General features: G+C 72.6%; 16 protein-coding genes and 1 pseudogene. 5 read left to right on the top strand and 12 right to left on the bottom strand.

The window, feature by feature from the left end; translation table 11 throughout:
- Positions 1–3: 3 nt before the first annotated feature.
- Positions 4–978, top strand: a pseudogene (locus ACQP10_RS14140) (glucokinase); the annotation flags it as partial.
- A complete protein-coding gene (gene eda / locus ACQP10_RS14135; RefSeq protein WP_346020037.1) occupies positions 975–1,586 on the top strand; it encodes a bifunctional 4-hydroxy-2-oxoglutarate aldolase/2-dehydro-3-deoxy-phosphogluconate aldolase in 612 nt (203 codons plus the stop codon). The pseudogene ACQP10_RS14140 and the gene eda, both read left to right, overlap by 4 nt.
- An 82-nt stretch (positions 1,587–1,668) precedes the next feature.
- On the opposite strand, the gene ACQP10_RS14130 is transcribed toward eda, so the two are convergent.
- The 3 genes from ACQP10_RS14130 to ACQP10_RS14120 form a co-directional block, all read right to left on the bottom strand.
- Complete coding sequence (locus ACQP10_RS14130; protein WP_433541504.1) at positions 1,669–2,001, bottom strand: hypothetical protein; 333 nt, start codon at positions 1,999–2,001, stop codon at positions 1,669–1,671.
- Between the two features lie 127 nt (positions 2,002–2,128).
- On the bottom strand, positions 2,129–2,713 hold the full coding sequence (locus tag ACQP10_RS14125; RefSeq protein ID WP_389994917.1) for a hemerythrin domain-containing protein: 585 nt from the start codon (positions 2,711–2,713) through the stop codon (positions 2,129–2,131).
- A gap of 73 nt (positions 2,714–2,786) precedes the next feature.
- Positions 2,787–3,743 carry an endonuclease/exonuclease/phosphatase family protein gene (locus ACQP10_RS14120; protein ID WP_433541503.1) on the bottom strand — a complete coding sequence of 319 codons (957 nt, stop codon included), beginning with the start codon at positions 3,741–3,743 and terminating at the stop codon, positions 2,787–2,789.
- A gap of 257 nt (positions 3,744–4,000) precedes the next feature.
- Here ACQP10_RS14120 and ACQP10_RS14115 point away from each other — a divergent pair, with 257 nt between their 5' ends.
- Positions 4,001–6,073 (top strand): SpoIIE family protein phosphatase, encoded by a 2,073-nt coding sequence (locus ACQP10_RS14115; RefSeq protein ID WP_346020039.1) that lies wholly within the window; start codon positions 4,001–4,003, stop codon positions 6,071–6,073.
- Here ACQP10_RS14115 and ACQP10_RS14110 read toward each other — a convergent pair.
- Positions 6,045–6,497 (bottom strand): Lrp/AsnC family transcriptional regulator, encoded by a 453-nt coding sequence (locus tag ACQP10_RS14110; RefSeq protein WP_179818106.1) that lies wholly within the window; start codon positions 6,495–6,497, stop codon positions 6,045–6,047. The genes ACQP10_RS14115 and ACQP10_RS14110 overlap by 29 nt on opposite strands.
- 109 nt (positions 6,498–6,606) lie before the next feature.
- Between ACQP10_RS14110 and ACQP10_RS14105 the strand changes: the two genes are divergently transcribed.
- Positions 6,607–10,161, top strand: a complete 3,555-nt coding sequence (locus tag ACQP10_RS14105; RefSeq protein WP_433541502.1) for an indolepyruvate ferredoxin oxidoreductase family protein — start codon at positions 6,607–6,609, stop codon at positions 10,159–10,161.
- 170 nt (positions 10,162–10,331) lie between these two features.
- Here the strand turns inward: ACQP10_RS14105 and ACQP10_RS14100 are convergent, their stop codons facing one another.
- A complete protein-coding gene (locus tag ACQP10_RS14100; RefSeq protein ID WP_179818108.1) occupies positions 10,332–11,213 on the bottom strand; it encodes a PfkB family carbohydrate kinase in 882 nt (293 codons plus the stop codon).
- Between the two features lie 145 nt (positions 11,214–11,358).
- Positions 11,359–12,423, bottom strand: coding sequence for a LacI family DNA-binding transcriptional regulator (locus ACQP10_RS14095; RefSeq protein WP_346020041.1), 1,065 nt, complete (start codon positions 12,421–12,423; stop codon positions 11,359–11,361).
- 276 nt (positions 12,424–12,699) lie between these two features.
- Here ACQP10_RS14095 and ACQP10_RS14090 point away from each other — a divergent pair, with 276 nt between their 5' ends.
- The gene (locus tag ACQP10_RS14090; RefSeq protein WP_346020042.1) at positions 12,700–13,986 is read left to right on the top strand and encodes an ABC transporter ATP-binding protein; all 1,287 of its coding nucleotides are present in this window, start codon (positions 12,700–12,702) and stop codon (positions 13,984–13,986) included.
- Between the two features lie 110 nt (positions 13,987–14,096).
- On the opposite strand, the gene ACQP10_RS14085 is transcribed toward ACQP10_RS14090, so the two are convergent.
- The 6 genes from ACQP10_RS14085 to ACQP10_RS14060 form a co-directional block, all read right to left on the bottom strand.
- The gene (locus tag ACQP10_RS14085; protein WP_346020043.1) at positions 14,097–14,735 is read right to left on the bottom strand and encodes an ACT domain-containing protein; all 639 of its coding nucleotides are present in this window, start codon (positions 14,733–14,735) and stop codon (positions 14,097–14,099) included.
- Positions 14,736–14,928: 193 nt separating this feature from the next.
- The gene (locus ACQP10_RS14080) at positions 14,929–15,981 is read right to left on the bottom strand and encodes a LacI family DNA-binding transcriptional regulator (RefSeq protein ID WP_179818112.1); all 1,053 of its coding nucleotides are present in this window, start codon (positions 15,979–15,981) and stop codon (positions 14,929–14,931) included.
- Positions 15,971–17,590, bottom strand: a complete 1,620-nt coding sequence (locus ACQP10_RS14075; RefSeq protein WP_346020044.1) for a glycoside hydrolase family 13 protein — start codon at positions 17,588–17,590, stop codon at positions 15,971–15,973. The genes ACQP10_RS14080 and ACQP10_RS14075 overlap by 11 nt, the downstream gene beginning before the upstream one ends.
- A gap of 115 nt (positions 17,591–17,705) precedes the next feature.
- Positions 17,706–18,584, bottom strand: coding sequence for a sugar ABC transporter permease (locus ACQP10_RS14070; RefSeq protein ID WP_179818114.1), 879 nt, complete (start codon positions 18,582–18,584; stop codon positions 17,706–17,708).
- Positions 18,581–19,597, bottom strand: a complete 1,017-nt coding sequence (locus ACQP10_RS14065) for a carbohydrate ABC transporter permease (RefSeq protein WP_346020045.1) — start codon at positions 19,595–19,597, stop codon at positions 18,581–18,583. Before ACQP10_RS14065 ends, ACQP10_RS14070 begins: the two co-directional genes overlap by 4 nt.
- Before the next feature lie 4 nt (positions 19,598–19,601).
- Positions 19,602–20,897 (bottom strand): extracellular solute-binding protein, encoded by a 1,296-nt coding sequence (locus tag ACQP10_RS14060; protein ID WP_389994895.1) that lies wholly within the window; start codon positions 20,895–20,897, stop codon positions 19,602–19,604.
- Positions 20,898–21,185 lie beyond the last annotated feature (288 nt).

Here is a 21,185-nt window from a genome sequence, read left to right as displayed (position 1 = left end):
CCTCCCTGGCTCGTCGCCGACGTCGGCGGCACCAACGCCCGGTTCGGCCTGGTCACCGAGCCGGGGCGGGGGCCCGGCTCGGTGGCCGTGCTCACCGTCGCCGACCACGCCGGGCTCCCCGAGGCCGTGGCCGCCTACCTCGCCGAGCACGCGGACGGGGCCCGGCCGGAGGCGGCGTGCGTCGCGATCGCCGGGCCGGTCGAGGGCGACCGCTACCGGCTCACCAACGCCGGGTGGGCGGGGTCGGTCCGCGACCTCGGCATCCCGCACGTCGAGCTGGTCAACGACTTCGAGGCGCTGGCCGCGTCCCTGCCGCATCTGCCGGCCGCGGAGCTGGTCGGCCTGGGCGGTCCCGCGCCCGGACACGGCGTCAAGGTCGTGCTGGGCCCGGGGACGGGCCTCGGCGTGGCGGGCCTGGTGCCCGCGGCCGAGGGCTGGATACCGGTGCCCGGCGAGGGCGGCCACGTCACCGTGCCGGTCCTGGACGAGCGCGACCACGAGATCGTCCGGGCGCTGCGCGCCGAGGGGATGGGCCACGTGGTGGCCGAGCACCTGCTGTCGGGGCCGGGGCTGGCCCGGTTGCACCACGCCCTCGCGCTGGTGCGCGGCGTCGAGGCGCCGCGGCTGGCCGCCTCGGACATCGTGGCCCGGATGGACGACTCGCTGTGCGCGGAGACCGTCGAGGTCTTCTGCGGAATGCTCGGCACCTTCGCCGGGAACGTCGCGCTGACCCTGGGCGCCCGCGGCGGCGTCTACCTGGGCGGCGGGGTGCTGCCGCGTATCGTGGAGCGGGTCCGCGCCAGCGACTTCCGCCGCCGGTTCGAGGCCGCCCCCACCATGAGCGGCTATCTCGCGGGCATCGCCACCTCGCTGATCGTCTCCCCGCAGCCCGCGCTGCTCGGGGCCGCGGCCTGGCTGGGCCAGCGCCTGTCCGCCGCGCCGAAGTCGTCGAAGCCATCGAAGTTGGAGTACGCATGAGCCTGCTGGACATCGCCCCGGTGATCCCGGTCGTCGTGATCGACGACCCGGAGACCGCCGTTCCCCTGGCGCGGGCCCTGGTGGCGGGCGGCCTGCCCGTCATCGAGGTGACCCTCCGTACGGCCTGCGCGCTGGACGCCGTCGCGCGGATCGCCGCCGAGGTGCCCGAGGCGGTCGTCGGGGCGGGCACCGTCCGCACGCCCGCCGACGTGACCGCCTCGGTGGCGGCCGGCGCCAGGTTCCTGGTCAGCCCGGGGAGCACCCCGAGGCTCCTGGACGCCATGGAGGAGGGCGGCATCCCGTTCCTTCCCGGCGCGGCGACCTCCTCCGAGGTCATGGCGCTGGCCGAGCGCGGGCTGACGGAGATGAAGTTCTTCCCGGCCGAGGCCGCCGGCGGCATGCCGTACCTGAAGTCGCTGGGCGGGCCGCTGCCCGAGGTGCGGTTCTGCCCGACGGGCGGGATCAGGCTCCAGACCGCGCCGGAGTATCTGGCGCTGGCGAACGTCGGGTGCGTGGGCGGGACCTGGCTCACCCCGGCCGACGCGCTGGCGGCCGGCGACTACGCCCGGATCGAGAAGCTCGCCGCCGAGGCGGCCGCGCTCCGCTAGCCGTACGGCCGCCCGCCCGGCGGAGCCCCGGAACCCGGAGAGCACTGGACCGGCCGGCCCAGTGCTCTCCGGACCCCCGGGATCAGCCGGGCGGGCGGCCCGTCCCCTCGCCGGGGAGGTAGCCGCCGTCGTCGGCGTCGGTCCCGCCCAGGCCGCCGTTCGGGTCCTCGTGGTCGGAGGACTTCCACTCCAGGTCGGCGTTCACGCTCCCGGTCTCCCGCGGGACTTCGGGGCCGCGCCGGGGCTCCTCGTCCTCGTCGCGCCCGGCGGGCCGGGCGCTGGTCCCCCCCATCGAGGCCGGGCCGATGTCGCCGCCCATGTCGTGCAGTTCGGGGTCGAAGGGCGTCCCCCGGTACTTGCGCAGCTCCTCCTCGCGCCGCCGGGCGCGCTCTTCCTCGTTCGTCTCCTCGCTCACGGCGCTCTCCTCCCGTGTCGCTTCTTCCCCCTCACCGTTCTGCGGTGCCCAGCCGGCGATGTCCGTAACGGGTGTTTCGCGCTCTGCCGGAAACGGCGGCCGGCTCGGAACCCGAGGAGCCGCCGGATCAGTCCTTCCCGCCCATGGCGTCGCGGATCACGTCGCGGACCCGGTCCATGATCGCCAAAGGGGTGCCCACCAGCAGGTTCTTCGTCGCCGACTCCACCCCCGCGTGCGGGTGGGTGGGCGCCATCGCCTCGGCGGCCTTCACCCCGGCCGCCATCGCCCGCCGCTCGGCCTCGCTGGTGCGGGCGCGCAGCGCGGTGAACTCGTGGCGCTCCTCGTTCTCGGCGTGGGCGAGCACGGCCCCGCGCAGCAGCGTGAGGTCGGCGAGGAACCGCGGGTCCTCCACGCCCGCCTCCTCCATCCGCGTGAGGAGCTGCTTGGCCTCGTTCTCCTCCTTCAGGCGGTCGTCCACCACGGCGTCGCCGTCGTCGAGCTTGTGGCGGGCGTAGGGGTGGACGATCTCCTCCTCCGCCGTCTCGTGCACGGCCAGCAGCCGCACCAGCGAGCGGAACGCCTCGGCCCGCTTGTCGGCCGGCGCCTTCTCCACCTCGTCGAACATGTCCCTGATCATGGAGTGCTGCCGCAGCAGCAGGTCCACGACGTCGTTCTCGCCCATCAGCTCGGGAACCGGCCGGTCGTCACCCATGTTCTCTCCCTCTGTCCACATGCCGCCTACCCCGGTTACCCGGGATCACCGCACCGAACGTGGAAAGACGCGGTCAGGGGGAGGGCGACGCGGACCGGGTGAAGCGCAGGTCGGCCAGGATCGCGCGGTGGTCGCCGCCCGTCGGCGGCAGCACCCGGCTGCCGACGGCCGTGAAGCCCCGGGTGAGCACGTGGTCCAGGCGGACCAGCGGCAGCGCCGCGGGCCAGGTGAGCTGCAGGCCGGTGCCCGCCTTCTCGGCCACGGACGTGACGGTCGCGGCGAGCGGGCTCAGCGCGCGGTCGGTCGAGGCCGTGTTGAGGTCCCCGGCGACGATGACCCGGGGGCCGGGGTCGGCCGCGACCGCGCGGGCCAGCGCCGCCATCTCCGCGTTGCGGCGGGCGATGACGGACGGCTCCGGGCGGAAGGAGGTGATGTGGACGGCGTAGAGGCTCACGTCGCCCCACGGCGTGCGCAGGACGGCGTGCCGGGAGCGCACCACGCCGGGTACGGGCTGCGGCCGGCCGTAGAAGGGGTATCTGCTCCACACGGCCACGCCGGGGTTGTCGGGGAAGCGGTGGGGCAGGACGGGGTCGATCAGCCGGGCGAAGCCGGGGTCGACCGTCCCGTCGCGCTGCACGGGGTCGTCGCGCAGCTCGGCGACCACGAGGACGTCCGCGCCGGTGTCCCGCAGGGCGGCGGCGGTGCGGGGCAGGGCGGGGTTGAAGTAGTCGACGTTCTGGTGGACCACCCGCAGGTCGCGCGGCCCGGCGGCGGGGTCGCGGAGGAAGGCGGACCCGAAGGCCGCCGCCCAGGTCACGGTCACGGCCAGGGCCCCGGCCAGCGCGGCCCACGACCGGCGGGCGAGCGCGGTCAGGACGAGGAGCGGCGCCGCCAGGCCGAACCAGGGCAGGGCGCTGTCGACGACGTTGCCCAGTCCCCGCCAGTTGGGCAGCAGCCCGTGCCCCGCGATGAGCAGCGACATCAGGACGCCCGCGCCCGCGGCCGGCCCGCCCCGCGTCCACGGCGACATGGTGGTGACGGCTCCCTCCCGCTGCCTGTGCGTGCCCTCGCGGCCCGGTCCCGCGACGCCGGCCCCGCGGAGGACAGTTCATCACGGGCGGGCCCGGCCATGGGGGATGTTCCGGACAGGCAAGGCGCACCATACCCGCCCTTTCCCCCGCCCTGACCTGCGTGGATAGATGATTGGTCTATGCGCGTACGCGACAAAAAGGGAAATTGCGGGCATGCGACGGGGGTACTCGGGCGCCCCCGCCGGGAGAGCGCGGAATGAAGGACGCCCGGATCGACCTCTGCAGCGGTCTGGCCCTGGAACTCTTCGACCCGGCCCCGGTCGGGGTGGCGGTCAGCAGGGGCCCGGACCATCGCCTGGTGTACACCAACGCCGCCTTCCGGGCGGCCTTCGGCGACCGCCCGCTGAACGTGCCCGCACATGAGGCCTTCGCTGACCTGGCCGAGCGTGACTCCTACATCGCGATGCTGGACCGGGTCATACTGAACGGGCAGCAGGTGAACATCACCGAGGGCCGGGCCACCATGTCCTTCGCCGGCACCGGTCCGCAGGAGCGTTTCTTCAACTTCAGCATGTCGGAGATCGACCTCGCCGACGGCGAGCGCGGGGTGCTGCAGGTGTCCGTGGAGGTGACCGAGCAGATCGTCGCCTCGCGGTGGATCGACGCCCTGTCGGAGGAGCGGCGCCGCCTGCTGCGGCGCTACCGCAACCTGGGGCGGGTCGGCACCCAGATGCTCTGGGTGACCGGGGCCGACGGCCGCGTCATCGAGCCGAGCCCGGGGTGGCAGAAGGTGACCGGGCAGTCGTGGGAGGAGTTCCACGGCGACGGGTGGCTCGACGTCGTCCACCCCGACGACCGGGACGAGACCGCCGAGTCGTGGGCCAAGGCGATCGGGGAGGTGCTCCCGCTGTGGGAGCACGTCCACCGGATCCGGCTGGCCGACGGGAGCTACCGGCACTTCAGCGCGCGGGCCGTGCCGGTGCACGAGGACGACCGCGTGGTCGAGTGGGTCGGCACCTGCGCCGACATCGAGCAGCAGTGGCAGCAGGAGCGGTACCGCGAGCTGCTGGGCCGCGCCTCGGCCGCAACCGCGGACATCACGCGCCTGGAGGAGATGCTCTCGGCGCTGGCGCACGTGATCGTGCCGGAACTGGCCGACGCGTGCGGCATCTACCTGCTGCCGGAGTCACCGGACCGGCCGGTGGGCCCACCGCTCGTCTTCCGGCACGTCGCCGGCTCCGTACGGCCGGGCCTGCCCGGTCTGCCGACCGGGTACGAGGTGACGCTGGGCCCGGAGAGCGCGCTGGTGCGGGCGGTGCGCCGCCGCCACGTCGTGCGCCGCGAGTTCCCCCGCGGGGCGCCCCCGCCGGACCTGCGGCTGGCGCCGGGCACCAGCAGATGGCTGGTCACCGCCGGGGCCACCAGCGTGGCGCTCGTCCCGGTCATCGTCGACGGGTTCGTGGCGGCGCTGGTGACCACCGCCACCTGCGGGGACCGCCCGGCGATCAGCGAGGCCGACGTCACCCTGATCAGCCAGATGCTCGACCACGCGCACGACGCGCTCAGCGGCGCCATGGAGTTCCAGCGCACCCAGCGGGTGGCGCTGGCCCTGCAGCGCAGCCTGCTGGCCGAGCCGCCGTTCGTCCCCGGCCTGCGGATCGTGGCCCGCTACCGGCCGAGCCCGGCGGCCGCGGCGGTCGGCGGCGACTGGTACGACTGCTTCCTGCTGCACGACGGCACCCCCGTGCTGACGATCGGGGACGTCGCCGGCCACGACCTGCCCGCGGCCGTGACCATGGGCCAGATCCGCACCATGCTCAGGGGGCTGGCCGTGGACCGCGAGGAGCCGCCGGAGGAGATCCTGCGGCGGCTGGACAAGGCGATGGAGCTGCTGTGCGAGGACCAGACGGCCACCTGCGTGCTGGCCCGCGCCGAGCGGACGGAGAACGACCGGTGGCGGCTGAACTACTCGATCGCCGGTCATCCGCCGCCGCTGCTGGTCACCCCCGACGGCCGCGGGCGGTTCCTCGACGAGCCGCGCAGCCCGCTGCTGGGCATCACGAAGGACCTGCCGCGCCGTGGCGCCACCGAGCCGCTGCCCCCGGGCTCCACGCTCCTGCTCTACACCGACGGCCTGGTCGAGCGCCGCGGCGAGGACCTCGGGATCGGGCTGAACCGGCTGCGGGACCACGCCATGTCGCTCGCCGGCGAGCCGCTGGACGTCTTCTGCGACGAGCTGCTGGCCCGGCTGGTGGCCGACGGGGACGACGACATCGCCATGATCGCGCTGCGGACCCCCCTCACAGCGGGAGAACGCCACCCGGTTTGAGGGCCTTCATCGCGATCTGCGAGGTGAGCTTGTCCAGGCCGGGCAGACGGCCCAGCCGCTCCAGGCAGAGCTGGCTGTAGGCGTCCATGTCCGGCACGGCGACGCGCAGCACGTAGTCCGGGCGGCCGAACATGCGCAGGCACTCCACCACGTCCTCGATCTCCATGACGGCGGCCTCGAATGCCGTGACGGTCTCGGCGTCCTGGCCCTCCAGCTCCACGTAGGCCAGGACCTGGAAGCCTCGCCCGACGGCCGCCGGGTCGAGGACGGCGCGGTAGCCGCTGATCACTCCCGACTCCTCCAGGTTGCGGACCCGGCGCAGGCACGGCGAGGGGGTCAGCCGGACCCGCTCGGCCAGCTCCTGGTTGCTGAGCCGCCCCTCCCGCTGGAGGAGGCTGAGAATTGCGCGATCGGTGACATCCATGGCAACAAATGTTAACCGACTAGCAATCCGGCATAAATCTTGACATCGCGTGCGCCGTACCCTGGCATAGCCTTGCCGCACCCTCAGCCACTGAAGATGGGACGGAAGCATGACGATCTTCGCCGACTCCCGAGAGGCGACTCCCGGCGACGGGCACCCCCGCGGCGAGGTTCGGGAGTTCATGACCGGCACGCAGGCCCTGGTTCGGGTGATCCTCGACCAGATGCGCGCCGACCGCGCCGCCGGCCTCGACACCGGCGCGATGGTGTCGGGATACCCCGGCTCTCCGCTCGGCGGCTTCGACCAGGAGCTCATCCGCTCCCGCCGGCTCGCCGAGGAGCTCGGCGTCGTGCACCGGCCCGGCCAGAACGAGGAGCTCGGCGCCACCGCCGCCTGGGGCAGCCAGCTCGTGCCCTCCCTCCCCCGGCCGCGCAGGACCGGCGTCCTGGGCGTCTGGTACGGCAAGGCCCCCGGCGTCGACCGCGCGGCCGACTCCCTGCGGCACGGCAACTTCGTCGGCGCCCACCCCGACGGCGGCCTGATCGCCTTCTGCGGCGACGACCCGGGCTGCAAGTCCTCCACGCTGCCGTCGGCCACCGAGACCGCGCTCGCCGCGATGGGCATGCCCGTCGTCCACCCCGGCACCGTGCAGGAGCTGCTCGACCTGGGCCGGCACGCCGTCGCCGCCTCCCGCGCCAGCGGCCTGTGGGTGGCCGTCAAGGCCGTCTCCAACGTGGTGGACGCCACCGGCACGGTCGAGACCGGCCTGGACCGCATCGTCCCGGTCATGCCGGTCGTGGAGCACGAGGGCAGGCCGTACCGGCACGTCCCCGACGCGACGCTGCTCACCCCGTGGTCGCTGGAGATGGAGAAGACCCTGGTCGGGCCGCGCCTGGCGCTGGCCCGCGCCTACGCCAGGGAGAACGGCCTCAACCGGATCACCGCCGACCCCGACGGCGCCTGGCTCGGCATCGCCGCCTCCGGCACCGCCTACCACGACGTGCGCCAGGCGTTCCGCAGGCTCGGCGTGGACCCGGCCGACCTCGGCGTGCGCCTGCTGAAGGTCGGCATGATCTGGCCGCTGGAGCCGGAGATCGTGCGGACCTTCGCCCGGGGCCTGACCGAGATCCTCGTCGTGGAGGAGAAGGCCCCGCTGCTGGAGGGCCAGATCAAGGAGATCCTGTACGGCACCGCCGACGCCCCGCGCGTCCTCGGCAAGCTCGACGACAACGGCGCCGTGCTCATCCCGCAGGCCGGGGCGGTGGACGCCGAGCTGGCCGCCAAGGCGGTCGCCTTCCGGCTGCGCCGCGGCGCCGAGGCCGGCGCGGCGGCCGGGCGGCTCGGCCCCGAGGTGCGCGAGCGGATCGACCGGGGTCTGGCGGTGATCTCCCGGCCGGCGCCGCTGAAGCTGCTCGGCCCGCAGCGCACGCCGTTCTTCTGCTCCGGCTGCCCGCACAACCGCTCCACCGCCGTCCCCGACGGCGCGCCGGTCGGCGCGGGCATCGGCTGCCACACGATGGTGGTGATCAACCGCGAGGGCAAGGGCACGCTCACCGGCCTGACCCAGATGGGCGGCGAGGGCACCCAGTGGATCGGCCAGGCGCCGTTCACCGACACCCCGCACATCTTCCAGAACCTCGGCGACGGCACCTTCCACCACTCCGGTTCGCTCGCCATCCGCGCGGCCGTCGGCGCGGGCGTCAACATCACCTACAAGCTGCTCTACAACAGCGCGATCGCGATGACCGGCGGCCAGGTGATCACCCCGTCCCTGGCCGTGGCCGACCTGACCCGCTGGCTGGAGATCGAGGGCGTGCGCCGGGTGATCGTCACCACCGACGAGCCCGGACGCTACCGGGGCGTCAGGCTCGCCCGGATCGCCGAGGTGCGCGACCGCGCCGCGCTGGAGGACGCCCAGCGGGAGCTGTCCGCGGTCCCCGGCGTGACCGTGCTGATCCACGACCAGCAGTGCGCCGCCGAGAAGCGGCGGCTGCGCAAGAAGGGCGACCTGCCCGATCCGGTCCGCCGGGTGGCGATCAACCAGCGGGTGTGCGAGGGCTGCGGCGACTGCGGCAAGAAGTCCGAGTGCCTGTCGGTGCTGCCGGTGGAGACCGAGTTCGGCCGCAAGACCGAGATCCACCAGTCGTCCTGCAACAAGGACTACTCCTGCGTCGAGGGCGACTGCCCGTCCTTCGTGACCGTCGTGCCCGGCGGGTCCGGCGGGAGGCGCGTGGCCGTGCCCGTCCCTCCGGCGATGCCGGCGCCGGAGTTCCGCACCGGGGAGACCACCGTCCGGCTGGTCGGCATCGGCGGCACCGGCGTGCTGTCGGTGGCGCAGATCATCGGCCGTGCCGCGATGTTCGACGGCAAGCGCTCGCGCGGGCTCGACCAGACCGGCCTGGCCCAGAAGGGCGGCACCGTCGTCTCCGACATCCTGATCTACGAGGGCGACGACGACCGGACCGGCCAGGCGGGCACGGCCGGGGTGGACGCCTACCTCGCGCTCGACCTGCTCGGCGCCACCGACCCGAAGAACCTCAAGGCCGCCGGCCGCGAGCGGACCGTGGCCGTGGTCTCCACCAGCCTGGCGCCCACCGGATCGATGGTCGTGGACCCGTCGCGGCACGTCACCGACGTCGCCTCGCCGATCGGCGCGCTGGAGGCGCGGACCCTGCGCGAGCTGAACGTCTACCTCGACGCCGAGGAGGTCGCGCAGGCGCTGTTCGGTGACCACATGCCGGCCAACACGATCGTGGTCGGCGCGGCCTGGCAGCGCGGGCTCATCCCGCTGAGCCTGGAGGCGATCGAGCGGGCCATCCGGCTCGGCGGCGGCAAGAGCGCCGACAGGACGGTCGCCGCCTTCCACTGGGGCCGCGCCGTCGTCGCCGACCCCGAGGCGGTGGCGCGGGCCGCCCGCCCGGACGTCCCGGCCGAGCAGCCGCCGAGCCCGGAGATCTCCCGGCTCGTGGACTCGGTCGCCGCCCCCGGCACCGAGCTGCACCGCCTGCTGTCGGTACGGGTGCCCGACCTGGCCGCCTACCAGAACCCCCGCTACGCCACCCGCTACGCCGAGTCGGTCCGCGCGGTCCTGAACAGGGAGCGGGCCGCCATGGACCGGACGGCGGGCGATGAGGTGGGCGAGGTCACGGGCGTGAAGGCCGGCGAGGGGACGGGGTCCTTCCCCGTCACCGAGGCCTACGCCCGTCACCTGCACCGCCTGATGTCCTACAAGGACGAGTACGAGGTGGCCCGGCTCCACCTCGACCCGGCGGAGCGGGCCAGGATCGCCGCGGAGTTCGGCCCCGGCGCGAAGATCTCCTACAACCTGCACCCGCCGTTCCTGCGGGCCCTGGGCATGAAGCGCAAGATCCGCCTCGGCTCCTGGTTCGACCCGGCCTTCCGCGCGCTGTACGGCATGCGCGGGCTGCGCGGCACCACGTTCGACCCGTTCGGCCTGGCCGGGGTGCGCAGGGTCGAGCGGGAGCTGGTGGACGAGTACACCCGCGACGTGCACCGCGCCCTGGCCCGGCTGCGCCCGGACAACCTCGGCCTGGTCCGCGAGCTGGCCGAGCTGCCGGACGTGATCCGCGGCTACGAGGACGTCAAGCTGGGCAACGTCGCCACGTACCGGAAGCGGGCGGCGGAGCTGCTGGGCAGGATCTGACCGGCCCGCCCGCCTCGCGCGGGCGGGTGCGCGGGCCCCGGATCGGTGATCCGGGGCCCGCCGCCGTTCTCCGGGAGCCGCCGTCCCCCGGTGCGCCGGCGGCTTCGGGCGGCAGGTCCGGCGGGCCAGGCGGCACGGTCCGGCGGGTCAGGCGGCGCGGGACAGGAGGGTCAGGCGGCGCGGGACAGGAGGGCCGCCTCGTCGATGGGGCTCTCGTGGGTGCCGGCCACCGTACAGGCGTGCGCGCCGGCCAGGGTGCCCAGCCGGACCGCCTCGTCCAGGGGACGGCCGGACAGCAGGCCGTACAGCACGCCGGAGACGAACGCGTCGCCGGCGCCGTTGCTGTCGGCCACCGGGCCGGGCAGCGGGGCGGCGGGGACGTGCCGGAGGCCCCGCTCGTCGAGGACGTGGCAGCCCTCGGCGCCGGCCGTGCAGATCACCGTGGTGGCGCGGCCCCGGGCGAGGATGTCGCGCATGACCTCGTCCCGGCGGGAGCCCAGCGCCGCCTCCGACAGGAACACCAGATCCGAGGAGTAGGCGAAGTCGCGGTGGTGGTCGTTCTCGCCGTCCCAGTCGTGCAGGTCGGTGGAGATCCGCGCGCCCTCCAGGTCGGGGTAGACGTGCCGCGCGAAGTCCACGATCGAGACGTGGACGTGCCGGGCCGCGCGCACCGCGGGCAGGTACAGCTCGCGGGGCAGCCGTTCGCCGGGGACCTGGCGCGGGTCGAACAGCGAGAGCCGCCGCCCGTCGGGGCCGACCAGCAGGACGCTGCGCCGGGTGCCCTGGGGGGCGAGCTCCCAGCCGAACTCCACCCCCGCGCCGGCCAGGTGGTCGCGGATGAGTCTTCCCTGCGGGTCGTCGCCGATCAGGTCGAACAGCTTGACCCTCAGGCCGAGGGCGTGACAGCCGAGCGCGACACCGCTGCCGGTGTTGCCGATCCGGTCGATCACCGGGGGGACGGCGTAGGTGTCGGCGTAGGGCAGGGGGAGCTGAGGGACGTAGGCGGTGGTGTCGACACCGGTACCGCCGATCACGACGACGTCATAGTTCACCGTCCGATGATCCCATCCGCCGCCCGGCTCCCCGTCGGGGGTGTCCGCGCGGCACGGCCCGCCGGGCTCGGGGCACGGCCGTCCGCCGGGGGACGTCCCCGCGGGCAGGCCCGCGCCGTAAGGCCGGGCCCGCCGTACGTCGCGGTCAGCGGTTGACCAGGGGGCCCGAGCCGGTCGAGCCGCGCACGACCAGCTCGGCCTGGAACATCAGCTCGATGTGCCGGCCGCGGGTGCCGTTGATCTCCTCCAGCAGGGTCGCCACGGCGGCCGAGGCCATGGCGCCGATGGGTTTGCGCACGGTGGTCAGCGGCGGGTCGGTGAACGCGATCAACGGCGAGTCGTCGTACCCCACCACCGACACCTCCCCCGGCACCGACAACCCCCGATCCCGGCACGCCCGGATCGCCCCCAACGCCATCAGATCCGACGCGCACACGATCCCCGTACACCCCCGCTCCAGCAACTGCGCCGCCGCCGCCTGACCCCCCTCCACCGAGAACAACGAATGCGAGATCAACTCATCGGCATCCGACACCCCCAGCAACTGCGCCATCGCCTGCCGGAACCCCTCGATCTTCCGGATCACCGGCACGAACCGACCCGGCCCCACCGCCAACCCGATCCGCTCATGCCCCAGATCCACCAGATGCTGCACCGCCAACCGCGCCGCCGCACGATCATCCGGCGAGATGAACGGCGCGTCGATCCGGTCGCTGTAGCCGTCCAGGAGGACGATCGGCAGGCCGCGCTCGCGCAGGCGGCTGTAGCGGTCCATCCGGGCGGTGGTGTCGGCGTGCAGCCCGGAGACGAAGATGATGCCGTCCACCCCCCTGTCGACGAGCAGTTCGGTGAACTCGTCCTCGGGCACGCCGCCGGGGAGCTGGGTGCACAGCACCGGGGTGTAGCCGTGCTGGGTCAGCGCCTTCTCGATCGCCTGGGCGAACACCGGGAAGATCGGGTTGTCCAGCTCCGGGGTGACCAGGCCGACCAGGCCGTTGCTGCGCTGGCGCAGCCGCTGCGGCCGCTCGTAGCCCATCAGGTCGAGCGCGGTCAGCACGGCCTGCCGGGTGGTCTGCGACACGCCGGGCTTGCCGTTCAGCACCCTGCTGACCGTCGCCTCGCTGACCCCCGCCTGCGCGGCGACGTCGGCCAGCCGGACGCCCGCGCCGTCAGGGCGGGACCGGGAGGTCCGGTTGAGTTCACCCTCCATTGGAGGTACCCCACCATGCCGCCGGAGTGGGCGCAACCCGGGTGCCCGGCCGCCCGTCTCCTCACCGTCCACCGGACGCGCCGGGGGTACCAACGATCTCCCCTTTCTCCGATAACCCACTTGTAACGCAACTTTCCGTCAGGGAAATTTGAAGTAACTAACAGATGTGCCTCTTCTCACCTTGTCTATGGACACATAGGTAAGCCGCACGATGTACTACCTCATCGATCACAATGGCTGGATCCGGGCTACGCCGTCCGGGAGGAACGAGCGCGCATGAGTACCGTCGTCCTCGACAATGTGAGCAAGATCTACCCTGGCGGGTATCTCGCGGTCGACCGAATGAACCTGCGGGCGGAGAACGGGGAGTTCCTCGTCCTGCTCGGCCCCTCCGGGTGCGGCAAGTCCACCCTGCTGCGGATGGTCGCGGGCCTGGAGGAGATCACCTCCGGTGACCTGTGGCTGGGCGGGGAGCACGCCAACGAGCTGGCGCCGCGCGACCGCGATGTCGCCATGGTGTTCCAGAACGGCGCCCTCTACCCGCACCGCACGGTGCGCGGCAACATGGCCTTCCCCCTGGAGATCGCCAAGGCCGATCCCGGGATGGTCAGGGATCGGGTGACCGAGCTGTCCAAGGCGCTGCACATCTCCGAGACGCTCGAACGCCGCCCCGGGACGCTCTCCGGCGGCCAGCGCCAGCGCGTCGCCATGGGCCGCGCGATCGTGCGCCAGCCGTCGCTGTTCCTCATGGACGAGCCCCTGTCCAACCTCGACGCGGGCATGCGGACCGAGCTGCGGATGGAGATCTCCTCGCTGGTCCGCTCGCTGGGCGTGACCACGATCTACGTGACGCACGACCAGGTGGAGGCGCTGACCCTCGCCGACCGGATCGCCATCATGAACCGCGGCGTGCTGCAGGACGTCGGCACCCCGGCCCAGGTCTACAACGACCCGGCGACCGCCTTCACCGCGGCCTTCCTCAGCTCCCAGCAGCTCAACCTCCTCTCGGCGACCGTGCGCGCCCCGCAGAACCAGTACGTCCTGCTGGACTTCGGGGTGCACCAGATCATGATCCCGTGGAACGATCCCCGTTCCTACGCCATCTCGCAGCATGTCGGTCACCAGATCATCGTCGGGCTGCGCCCCGACTGTCTGGCGCCGGTCTCCGAGAGCTTCGAGGGCCCCACGTTCCTCGGCCGGGTCCGGGCCCTGGAGTACCACGGTCACGAGTGGCTGGCCTACGTCGAGAGCGGCATCCCCTCCGTGGCGGTCCCCGAGCCGCCGGACCCCCGGCACAAGGCCCGCGACCTCGCGGCGGCCACGCCGGGCGACCGGGCCCGCGCGGTCATCCGGCGGCTGCTGCCCGGCCTGGCCGGCGAGCCGGAGCCCGACGAGGTGGAGCAGGAGGCCGGCGGCGGCAGCCACCGCCGGGCCGACCTGATCGTCCGGCTGGGCGCGCGTCCCGTCTGGCGCGCCGGTGACCCCGCCCGGGTGGGCGTGGACACCACGCGGCTGATGCTCTTCGCGACGGACGGTTCCCGCATCGACCCGCCGCAGCGCTGATCGGCGGCGGGGACCGTACGCGGGCGGCCGTCCGCGCGGCCACCGGGCGCCGTGGCCACCGGGCGTCGCGCCCACCGGGCGTCGCGTCCGCCCGGCCCGGCGGCCTCCCGTCAGCGGCCGACGATGGCGACGATCTCGACGACGCGGACGACGCGGTCCAGTTCGGCCCGGTGGAAGGCGGCGTCGCGGGCGAGGACCAGGTGCAGGTCGGCGCCGGGGATCGGCAGGCTCATCAGGTGGTGGCCGCCGGAGCAGAGGACGGCGGGGCGCGGCGGGGCGGTCCAGGCCGTCCCCTCGGCCCCTCCCCATGTCGCGGCGTCCACCGGACCCTCCAGCGTCTCCGGGGCCTGCCAGCTGCGGTGCACGACCTCCCCGGTGCCGGAGCGCACGGTGACGGCCCACCCCGCGCCGACCAGGCCGGGGGCGGCGTCCACCAGCGTGACGAAGGCGCGCCCCGGATCCGCGGCCACGTGCCGCAGCAGGTCGTAGTCGGGTGTGCAGCCGGGGATCTCGCGGGTGGGCCAGGCGGCCTCCACGTTCAGGCCGGGGACGGCGGAGAGGCGGTCCCCGATGCTCCCGGTGTCGGTGACGCCGGGCCAGGAGACGGTGAAGTCGTCCACCGCCCGGCCGCCCTCACGCTCCAGGACCGTCACCTGCAGGATGTCCGCCCCCAACGTGCCGAGCACCCGGGCGACCTGGCCCAGGGCTCCGGGCCGGTCGGGAAGGGACACCCGTAGCCGGAACATCATTTCCGATCACCTCTCTCTGGGCATCAGGGTGTCCTAGACAGGTTTCGCGAATGTTCCGGGGAGATGTCCAGCATAAAACCCTAGATACGGAAATATTCGACCCGGTCGGCTTTTTGCCTCATATCGGGGTAGAGCGGCTATCGACGATCTCCGGCGCGGCGCCGCCGGCCGTACCGGCGGAGAGCCGCGGCCCCTAACGGATGATCTTCGGCCCGGAGCCGGTCGAGCCGCGGACGATGAACTCCGGCTGGAAGACGAGTTCGGAGTTGTGCATGGGAGCGCCCGCGACCGCCTCCAGCAGGGTGTGCACGGCGGCGGTGACCATCGAGTGGACGGGCTGGCGCACGGTGGTCAGCGGCGGGTCGGTGAACGCGATCAACGGCGAGTCGTCGTACCCCACCACCGACACCTCCCCCGGCACCGACAACCCCCGATCCCGGCACGCCCGGATCGCCCCCAACGCCATCAGATCCGACGCGCACACGATCCCCGTACACCCCCGCTCCAGCAACTGCGCCGCCGCCGCCTGACCCCCCTCCACCGAGAACAACGAATGCGAGATCAACTCATCGGCATCCGACACCCCCAGCAACTGCGCCATCGCCTGCCGGAACCCCTCGATCTTCCGGATCACCGGCACGAACCGACCCGGCCCCACCGCCAACCCGATCCGCTCATGCCCCAGATCCACCAGATGCTGCACCGCCAACCGCGCCGCCGCACGATCATCCGGCGAGATGAACGGCGCCGGCACGTCGTCGGCGTGGCCGTTGAGCAGGACGATCGGCACGCCCTGCCCGATGAGCTGGGTGTAGCGGTCGGAGCGGGCCGTGGTGTCGGCGTGCAGGCCGGAGACGAAGATGATGCCGCTGACACCGCGCTCGACGAGCAGCTCGGTGAAGTCGTCCTCCACCACCCCGCCCGGCACCTGCGTGCACAGCACCGGGGTGTAGCCGTGCTGGGACAGCGCCTTCTCGAAGGCCTGGGCGAACGTCGGGAAGATCGGGTTGTCCAGCTCCGGGATCACCAGGCCGACCAGGCCGTTGCTGCGCTGGCGCAGCCGCTGCGGCCGCTCGTAGCCCATCAGGTCCAGGGCGACGAGCACGGCCTGCCGGGTGGCGGCGGAGACACCCGGCTTGCCGTTCAGCACCCTGCTGACCGTCGCCTCGCTGACCCCCGCCTGCGCGGCGATGTCGGTCAGCCTCGCCGTGCCGCTCGTCAGGGGGGTGGCGCCGTTAGGCGGCATCGCGTTCCCACCAGACGGCGGAGTCGGGCGCCAGGCGGGCCACGCCGTCCGCGACGGCGGGCTCGGCGCTGGCCAGCAGGACCCGTCCGGGGACGGGGATCTCCACCGGCTCGCCGGTCAGGTTGACCGTGCAGGCGAACCCGTCGCCCCGGGAGTAGGCGATCGTGCCCTCCGGGGAGTCGAGCCAGGTCAGCGGGGCGTCACCGAAGGCCCGCCGTTCCCGGCGGACGCGCAGCGCCTCCCGGTACAGCCGGAGGATGGAGCCGGGGTCGCGCAGCTGGGACTGGACGCTGAGCGGACCCCAGGAGGCGGGCATCGGCAGCCAGGACTCCTCGATGCCCGGCAGGCTGAAGCCGAAGTGCGGCTCGACGTCGGCCCACGGGATCGGCACCCGGCAGCCGTCGCGGCCGTCGTCGGGGTTGCGCAGCCGCTGCGGGTCGCGCAGGAACTCCTCGGGCAGGTCGAGGACCTCCGGCAGGCCCAGTTCCTCGCCCTGGTAGAGGTAGGTCGAGCCGGGCAGGGAGAGCGTCAGCAGGGCCGCGGCGCGGGACCTGCGCAGGCCGGTCTCGCCGTCGCCGTAGCGGGTGAGGTGGCGCTTGACGTCGTGGTTGGACAGCACCCAGGTCGTGGGCGCGCCGACCATGCCGGCCGTGGCCAGCGACTCGGTGATCACCTTACGGAAGACCGAGGCGTCCCACGGCGCGTTGAGGAAGTGGAAGTTGAACGCCTGGTGCAGCTCGTCCGGGCGGACGTAGTTGGCCAGCCGCTCGGGGTTCGGCGCCCACGCCTCGGCGACGCCGATCCGCTCGCCGGGGTAGGAGTCGAGGAGGCGGCGCCAGGCGCGGTGGATCTCGTGGACGCCGTCCTGGTCGAAGAACGGCACGACGTCGGCGCCGATCATCCGCACCTGGTCGGAGTGGCCGACGTCGGGCAGCCCCTCGGCCTTGACCATGCCGTGGGCGACGTCGATGCGGAAGCCGTCCACCCCCATGTCGAGCCAGAACCGCAGGATCGACTCGAACTCGGTGTGGACCTCGGGGTGCTCCCAGTTGAGGTCGGGCTGCTCGGGGGCGAACAGCCGCAGGTACCACTCCCCGTCGGGGACCCTGGTCCAGGCGGGGCCGCCGAAGACCGACTCCCAGTCGTTGGGGGGCAGCTCCCCGTTCTCGCCCCGGCCCCGGCGGAAGACGTAGCGCTCCCGCTCGGGGCTGCCGGGCCCGGCGGCCAGGGCCTGCTGGAACCAGACGTGCTGGTCGGAGGTGTGGTTGGGCACCACGTCGACGATCACCCGCAGGCCGTGCCGGTGGGCGTCCTCGATCAGGGCGCGGGCGTCGGCCAGCGACCCGAAGATGGGGTCCACGTCCCGGTAGTCGGCCACGTCGTAGCCGAAGTCGGCCATCGGGGAGGTGTAGAACGGGGTCAGCCAGAGGGCGTCCACGCCGAGGTCGGCGAGATACCGCAGCCGGCTCCGCACGCCCAGCAGGTCGCCGACGCCGTCGCCGTTGCCGTCGGCGAAGCTCCGCACGTAGACCTGGTAGATCACGGCATCGCGCCACCAGCGGGTGGCGGTGGTCTCGCCGGTGTGGCCGACCTGGATGAGCTCGGTCATATAAGTCCCCCGATCAAATGACATATCAGGACGTGTAGTGCTTGGTGCGCGGTGGTGCCGGCTGCCGCCCGGTGCGCGGTGGCGCCGCGGCGCCGCCCTCACGGGCGGCGCCGGCTCACGACTTGGTCGCCCCCGCGGTGAGCCCGGCGACCAGGTGGCGCTGGACGAGCAGGAAGACGACCGCCGCGGGCAGCGCGATCAGCACCGCCGAGGCCGTCAGCAGGCCCCAGTCCGACCAGTGCTGGCCGACGAACTGCTGCAGGCCGACGGCGAGGGTGCGGGTGTCCTCCCCCGTCATGAAGACCGAGGCGTAGGCGACCTCGCCCCAGGCCGTCATGAAGGAGTAGAAGGCGGTGACCGCGATGCTGGGCCGGGCCAGCGGCAGGATGACCCGCCAGAAGGTGCCGAACGGCGTCAGCCCGTCGATCATTCCGGCCTGGTCGATCTCGCGCGGGATGGAGTCGAAGTAGCCCTTCATCATCCAGGCGCAGAACGGCACCGCGACCGTCATGTACGCGATCACCAGGCCCGGGATCTGGTTGAGCAGCCCGAGGCCGGCCATGAGGTTGTACAGCGGCACGATCAGGATGGCCACCGGGAACATCTGGGTGACCAGCAGCATCCACATGACGCCGCGGTATCCGGGGAAGCGGAAGCGGCTGATCGCGTAGCCGGTCGTCGAGGCCAGGAAGACGCCGATGACCGTGGTCAGGCCCGCGACGATCACCGAGTTGAGCAGCCAGCTCGGGAAGCCCGTCTCGGTCAGGACGCGGACGTAGTTGTCCAGCGACGGCTGGTCGAAGATCTTCAGCTCGGTGGACAGCCAGCCGTCGCGCGGCTTGAGCGAGGTCAGCACGAGCCAGACGATGGGGAAGATCGAGATGACCGAGGCGACGATGAGCGTCGCGTGCAGCAGGATCGAGCCGCCGACGCTCCGGTCGTCACGGCCGCGGGCGCGGCGGGGCCGCGCGGGCTCTGCGGTGGCGGTGCTCACCAGACCTCCCCCTGCCGGCGCAGCGCGCGGCGGTAGACCAGGGCCATCACGACGAGGAGCAGCAGGATGATCATGCCCCAGGCCGCCGAGCCCGAGTAGTTGCGGATGCCGGTGAACGCCTCACGGTAGGCGTAGGTCACCAGGATCTCCGTGGCGCTGCCGGGTCCTCCCCCGGTGATCAGGAAGATCAGCGGGAACATGTTGAACGTCCAGATCGTGCCGAGCAGCACGACGGTGCTGGAGACCGTGCGGAGCCCGGGGATCGTGATGTGCCGGAAGCGCTGCATCGGCGTGGCGCCGTCCACCTCGGCCGCCTCGTAGAGCTCCGCGGGGATCGACTGGAGCCCGCCGAGCAGGGCCACCATCATGAACGGCACGCCCACCCAGACGTTGACCGCGATGACCGCGATCTTCGCGGTGGTCGGGTCGTCGAGCCAGCCGACGCCGCCCAGCCCGGCCGCACGCAGCATCGCGTTGATGACGCCGAAGTCGCTGTTGTAGAGGTAGCGCCAGATGAAGGCGGCGACGAATCCGGGGATCGCCCACGGCAGGATCAGCAGCAGCCGGTAGAACGAGCGGAACCGCAGCCTGCGGTTGAGCATCATGGCCAGGCCGAGGCCGATGCCGTAGTGCAGGGCGACGCAGGCGACGGTCCAGATGACCGTCCAGGCCAGCTTCTCCCAGAAGACCCCGCTGGTGAGGATGTCGACGTAGTTGCCGAACCCGACGAACTCGTAGGTCGAGGGGATCACGTTGACGCCGATGGTCCGGCCCATCGTGGCCTCGGTGGCGTCGGTCAGGGACAGGTAGACCCCCCGGACCAGCGGCCAGCCGATCAGCACGGCGGTGACCACGATGACCGGGGCCACCATGGCCCAGGCGTACCAGTACTGCGACGTGGCGCGCCGGAACGGGCCGGCCTTCCGGGGCCCGCCCCGGCCGCGGGCGCCGTCGTCGGCGCCCGCGGCCCGGTCCCTGGCCGTGCCGGTCACACGTCCAGTGGAGGTCGCCACGGTGTCAGCTCCAGTCCTTGAAGATGCCGCGGTACTTCTGGTCGACCGTCTTGAGCATCTCCTCGGGCGTGGTCTTGCCGCCGACCAGGGCCTGGTAGCCCTCCAGCAGCGGCTGGAAGAGCTGGCCGCCCTCGGGGATCCACGGCCGCGGGACCGCGGTGTCGAGGATCGGCTTGAAGGTGGCGACGTCCTTGTTGCCCGTGACGTCGGGGTTGTCATAGGCGGAGGCGCGGGTCGGCAGGAGGCTGATCTCCTTGGCGATCTTCGCCTGGGCCTCGGGGGTGCTCATGAAGCGGACGAACTCGTAGGAGGCGTCCAGGTTCTTGGAGCCGGCGTAGATGGCGTAGTTCCAGCCGCCGGTGGGGGCGCCGGCCTTGACCGAGCCCGCGGGGACCGGGGCGATGCCCAGGTTCTCCTTGTCCTTGAACTCCTTGCCCTGGTAGACCTCGGCCAGCGACCACGGGCCGTTGTAGATCATCGCGGTCTTGCCCTCCTTGAGGGCGGTCATCGCGTTGGCGTAGCTGTCCTGGATGGCCGGCTTGGGCGCGGCGCCCGACTTGATCAGGTCGTCGACCGTGGCCATCGCCTTGGTGTTGGCCGGGGAGTTGACGGTGATCTTCTTGTTCGGGGCGTCGAGCATGTCACCGCCCTCGCCGTACATGAACGGCAGCAGGAAGTAGGCGTCGACGTTGAGCGCGAGGCCGTCGGCGCCGGTCTTCTTCTTGACGTCGAGGGCGGTCTGCTTGAGCTCCTCGACCGTCTTCGGGGCCTCCTCGTGCCCGGCCTCCTTCAGCAGCCTCTTGTTGTACAGCAGGGCCAGGGTGTCGGTGACCTGCGGCACGGCGTAGGCCTTGCCGTTGTACTTGGCGCTGCTCAGCGGGCTGGGCAGGAAGTCGGACTCGTTCTCCAGGGCGCGGGTGCCGTCCAGCGGCTGCAGGTAGCCGAGCGAGGCGAACTGGGAGGTCCAGGCCACCTCGGAACGGATCACGTCCGGCGCGCCGGAACCGGCCTGCGCGGCGGTCTGGAACTTGTTCTGCGCCTGGTCCGAGGGGACGTTGACGTAGTTGACCTTGATGTTCGGGTACTTCGCCTGGAACTCCTTGATGAGCGCCTGGAACGTCGGGCCCTCGCTGTCCGGCCGGACCGTGTCCCACCAGGTGATCTCACCCTTGATCTTCGTGGGGTCCGACGGGGCCGAGCCGGCCGGCGCCGCCGCCGAGCCGCCGTCGCCGCCGCCACAGGCCGAGACCGCAAGGGCGAGAGCCGCGACGATCGTCGCGGCCGAGAAGGCTCGCCGCATCATTTCTCCTCATCGTTCAGGGGACCGGACCGGGATGGGGAGACTCCGGGCCGGGTTTGGAGTACGCCGGACGTTACGCCGACGTGAACTCCTTTGGAAGAACTTGCTGCAAGAGTCTGCAAACTTGTTACAAACCCGACGGAGGCAACCATTTCGTTACCTCCTCCCGCCTCTGACCTGGCCGGGAGTGGGCCGGAGGCGGGCCGCCGGCCCGTCCCCGGGAGCCCGGGAGACCCGGTGGGGACGGGCGTTCCGCGTCCGGGACGGGTTGCCGGGCGGAACCGTGCA

The sequence above is a fragment of the Streptosporangium sandarakinum genome (assembly GCF_050942225.1).
In the GTDB taxonomy this organism is placed as follows: domain Bacteria; phylum Actinomycetota; class Actinomycetes; order Streptosporangiales; family Streptosporangiaceae; genus Streptosporangium; species Streptosporangium nondiastaticum.
Note: the sequence above shows the minus strand (reverse complement) of the source record. Positions and strands in the feature narration are given on the sequence as shown.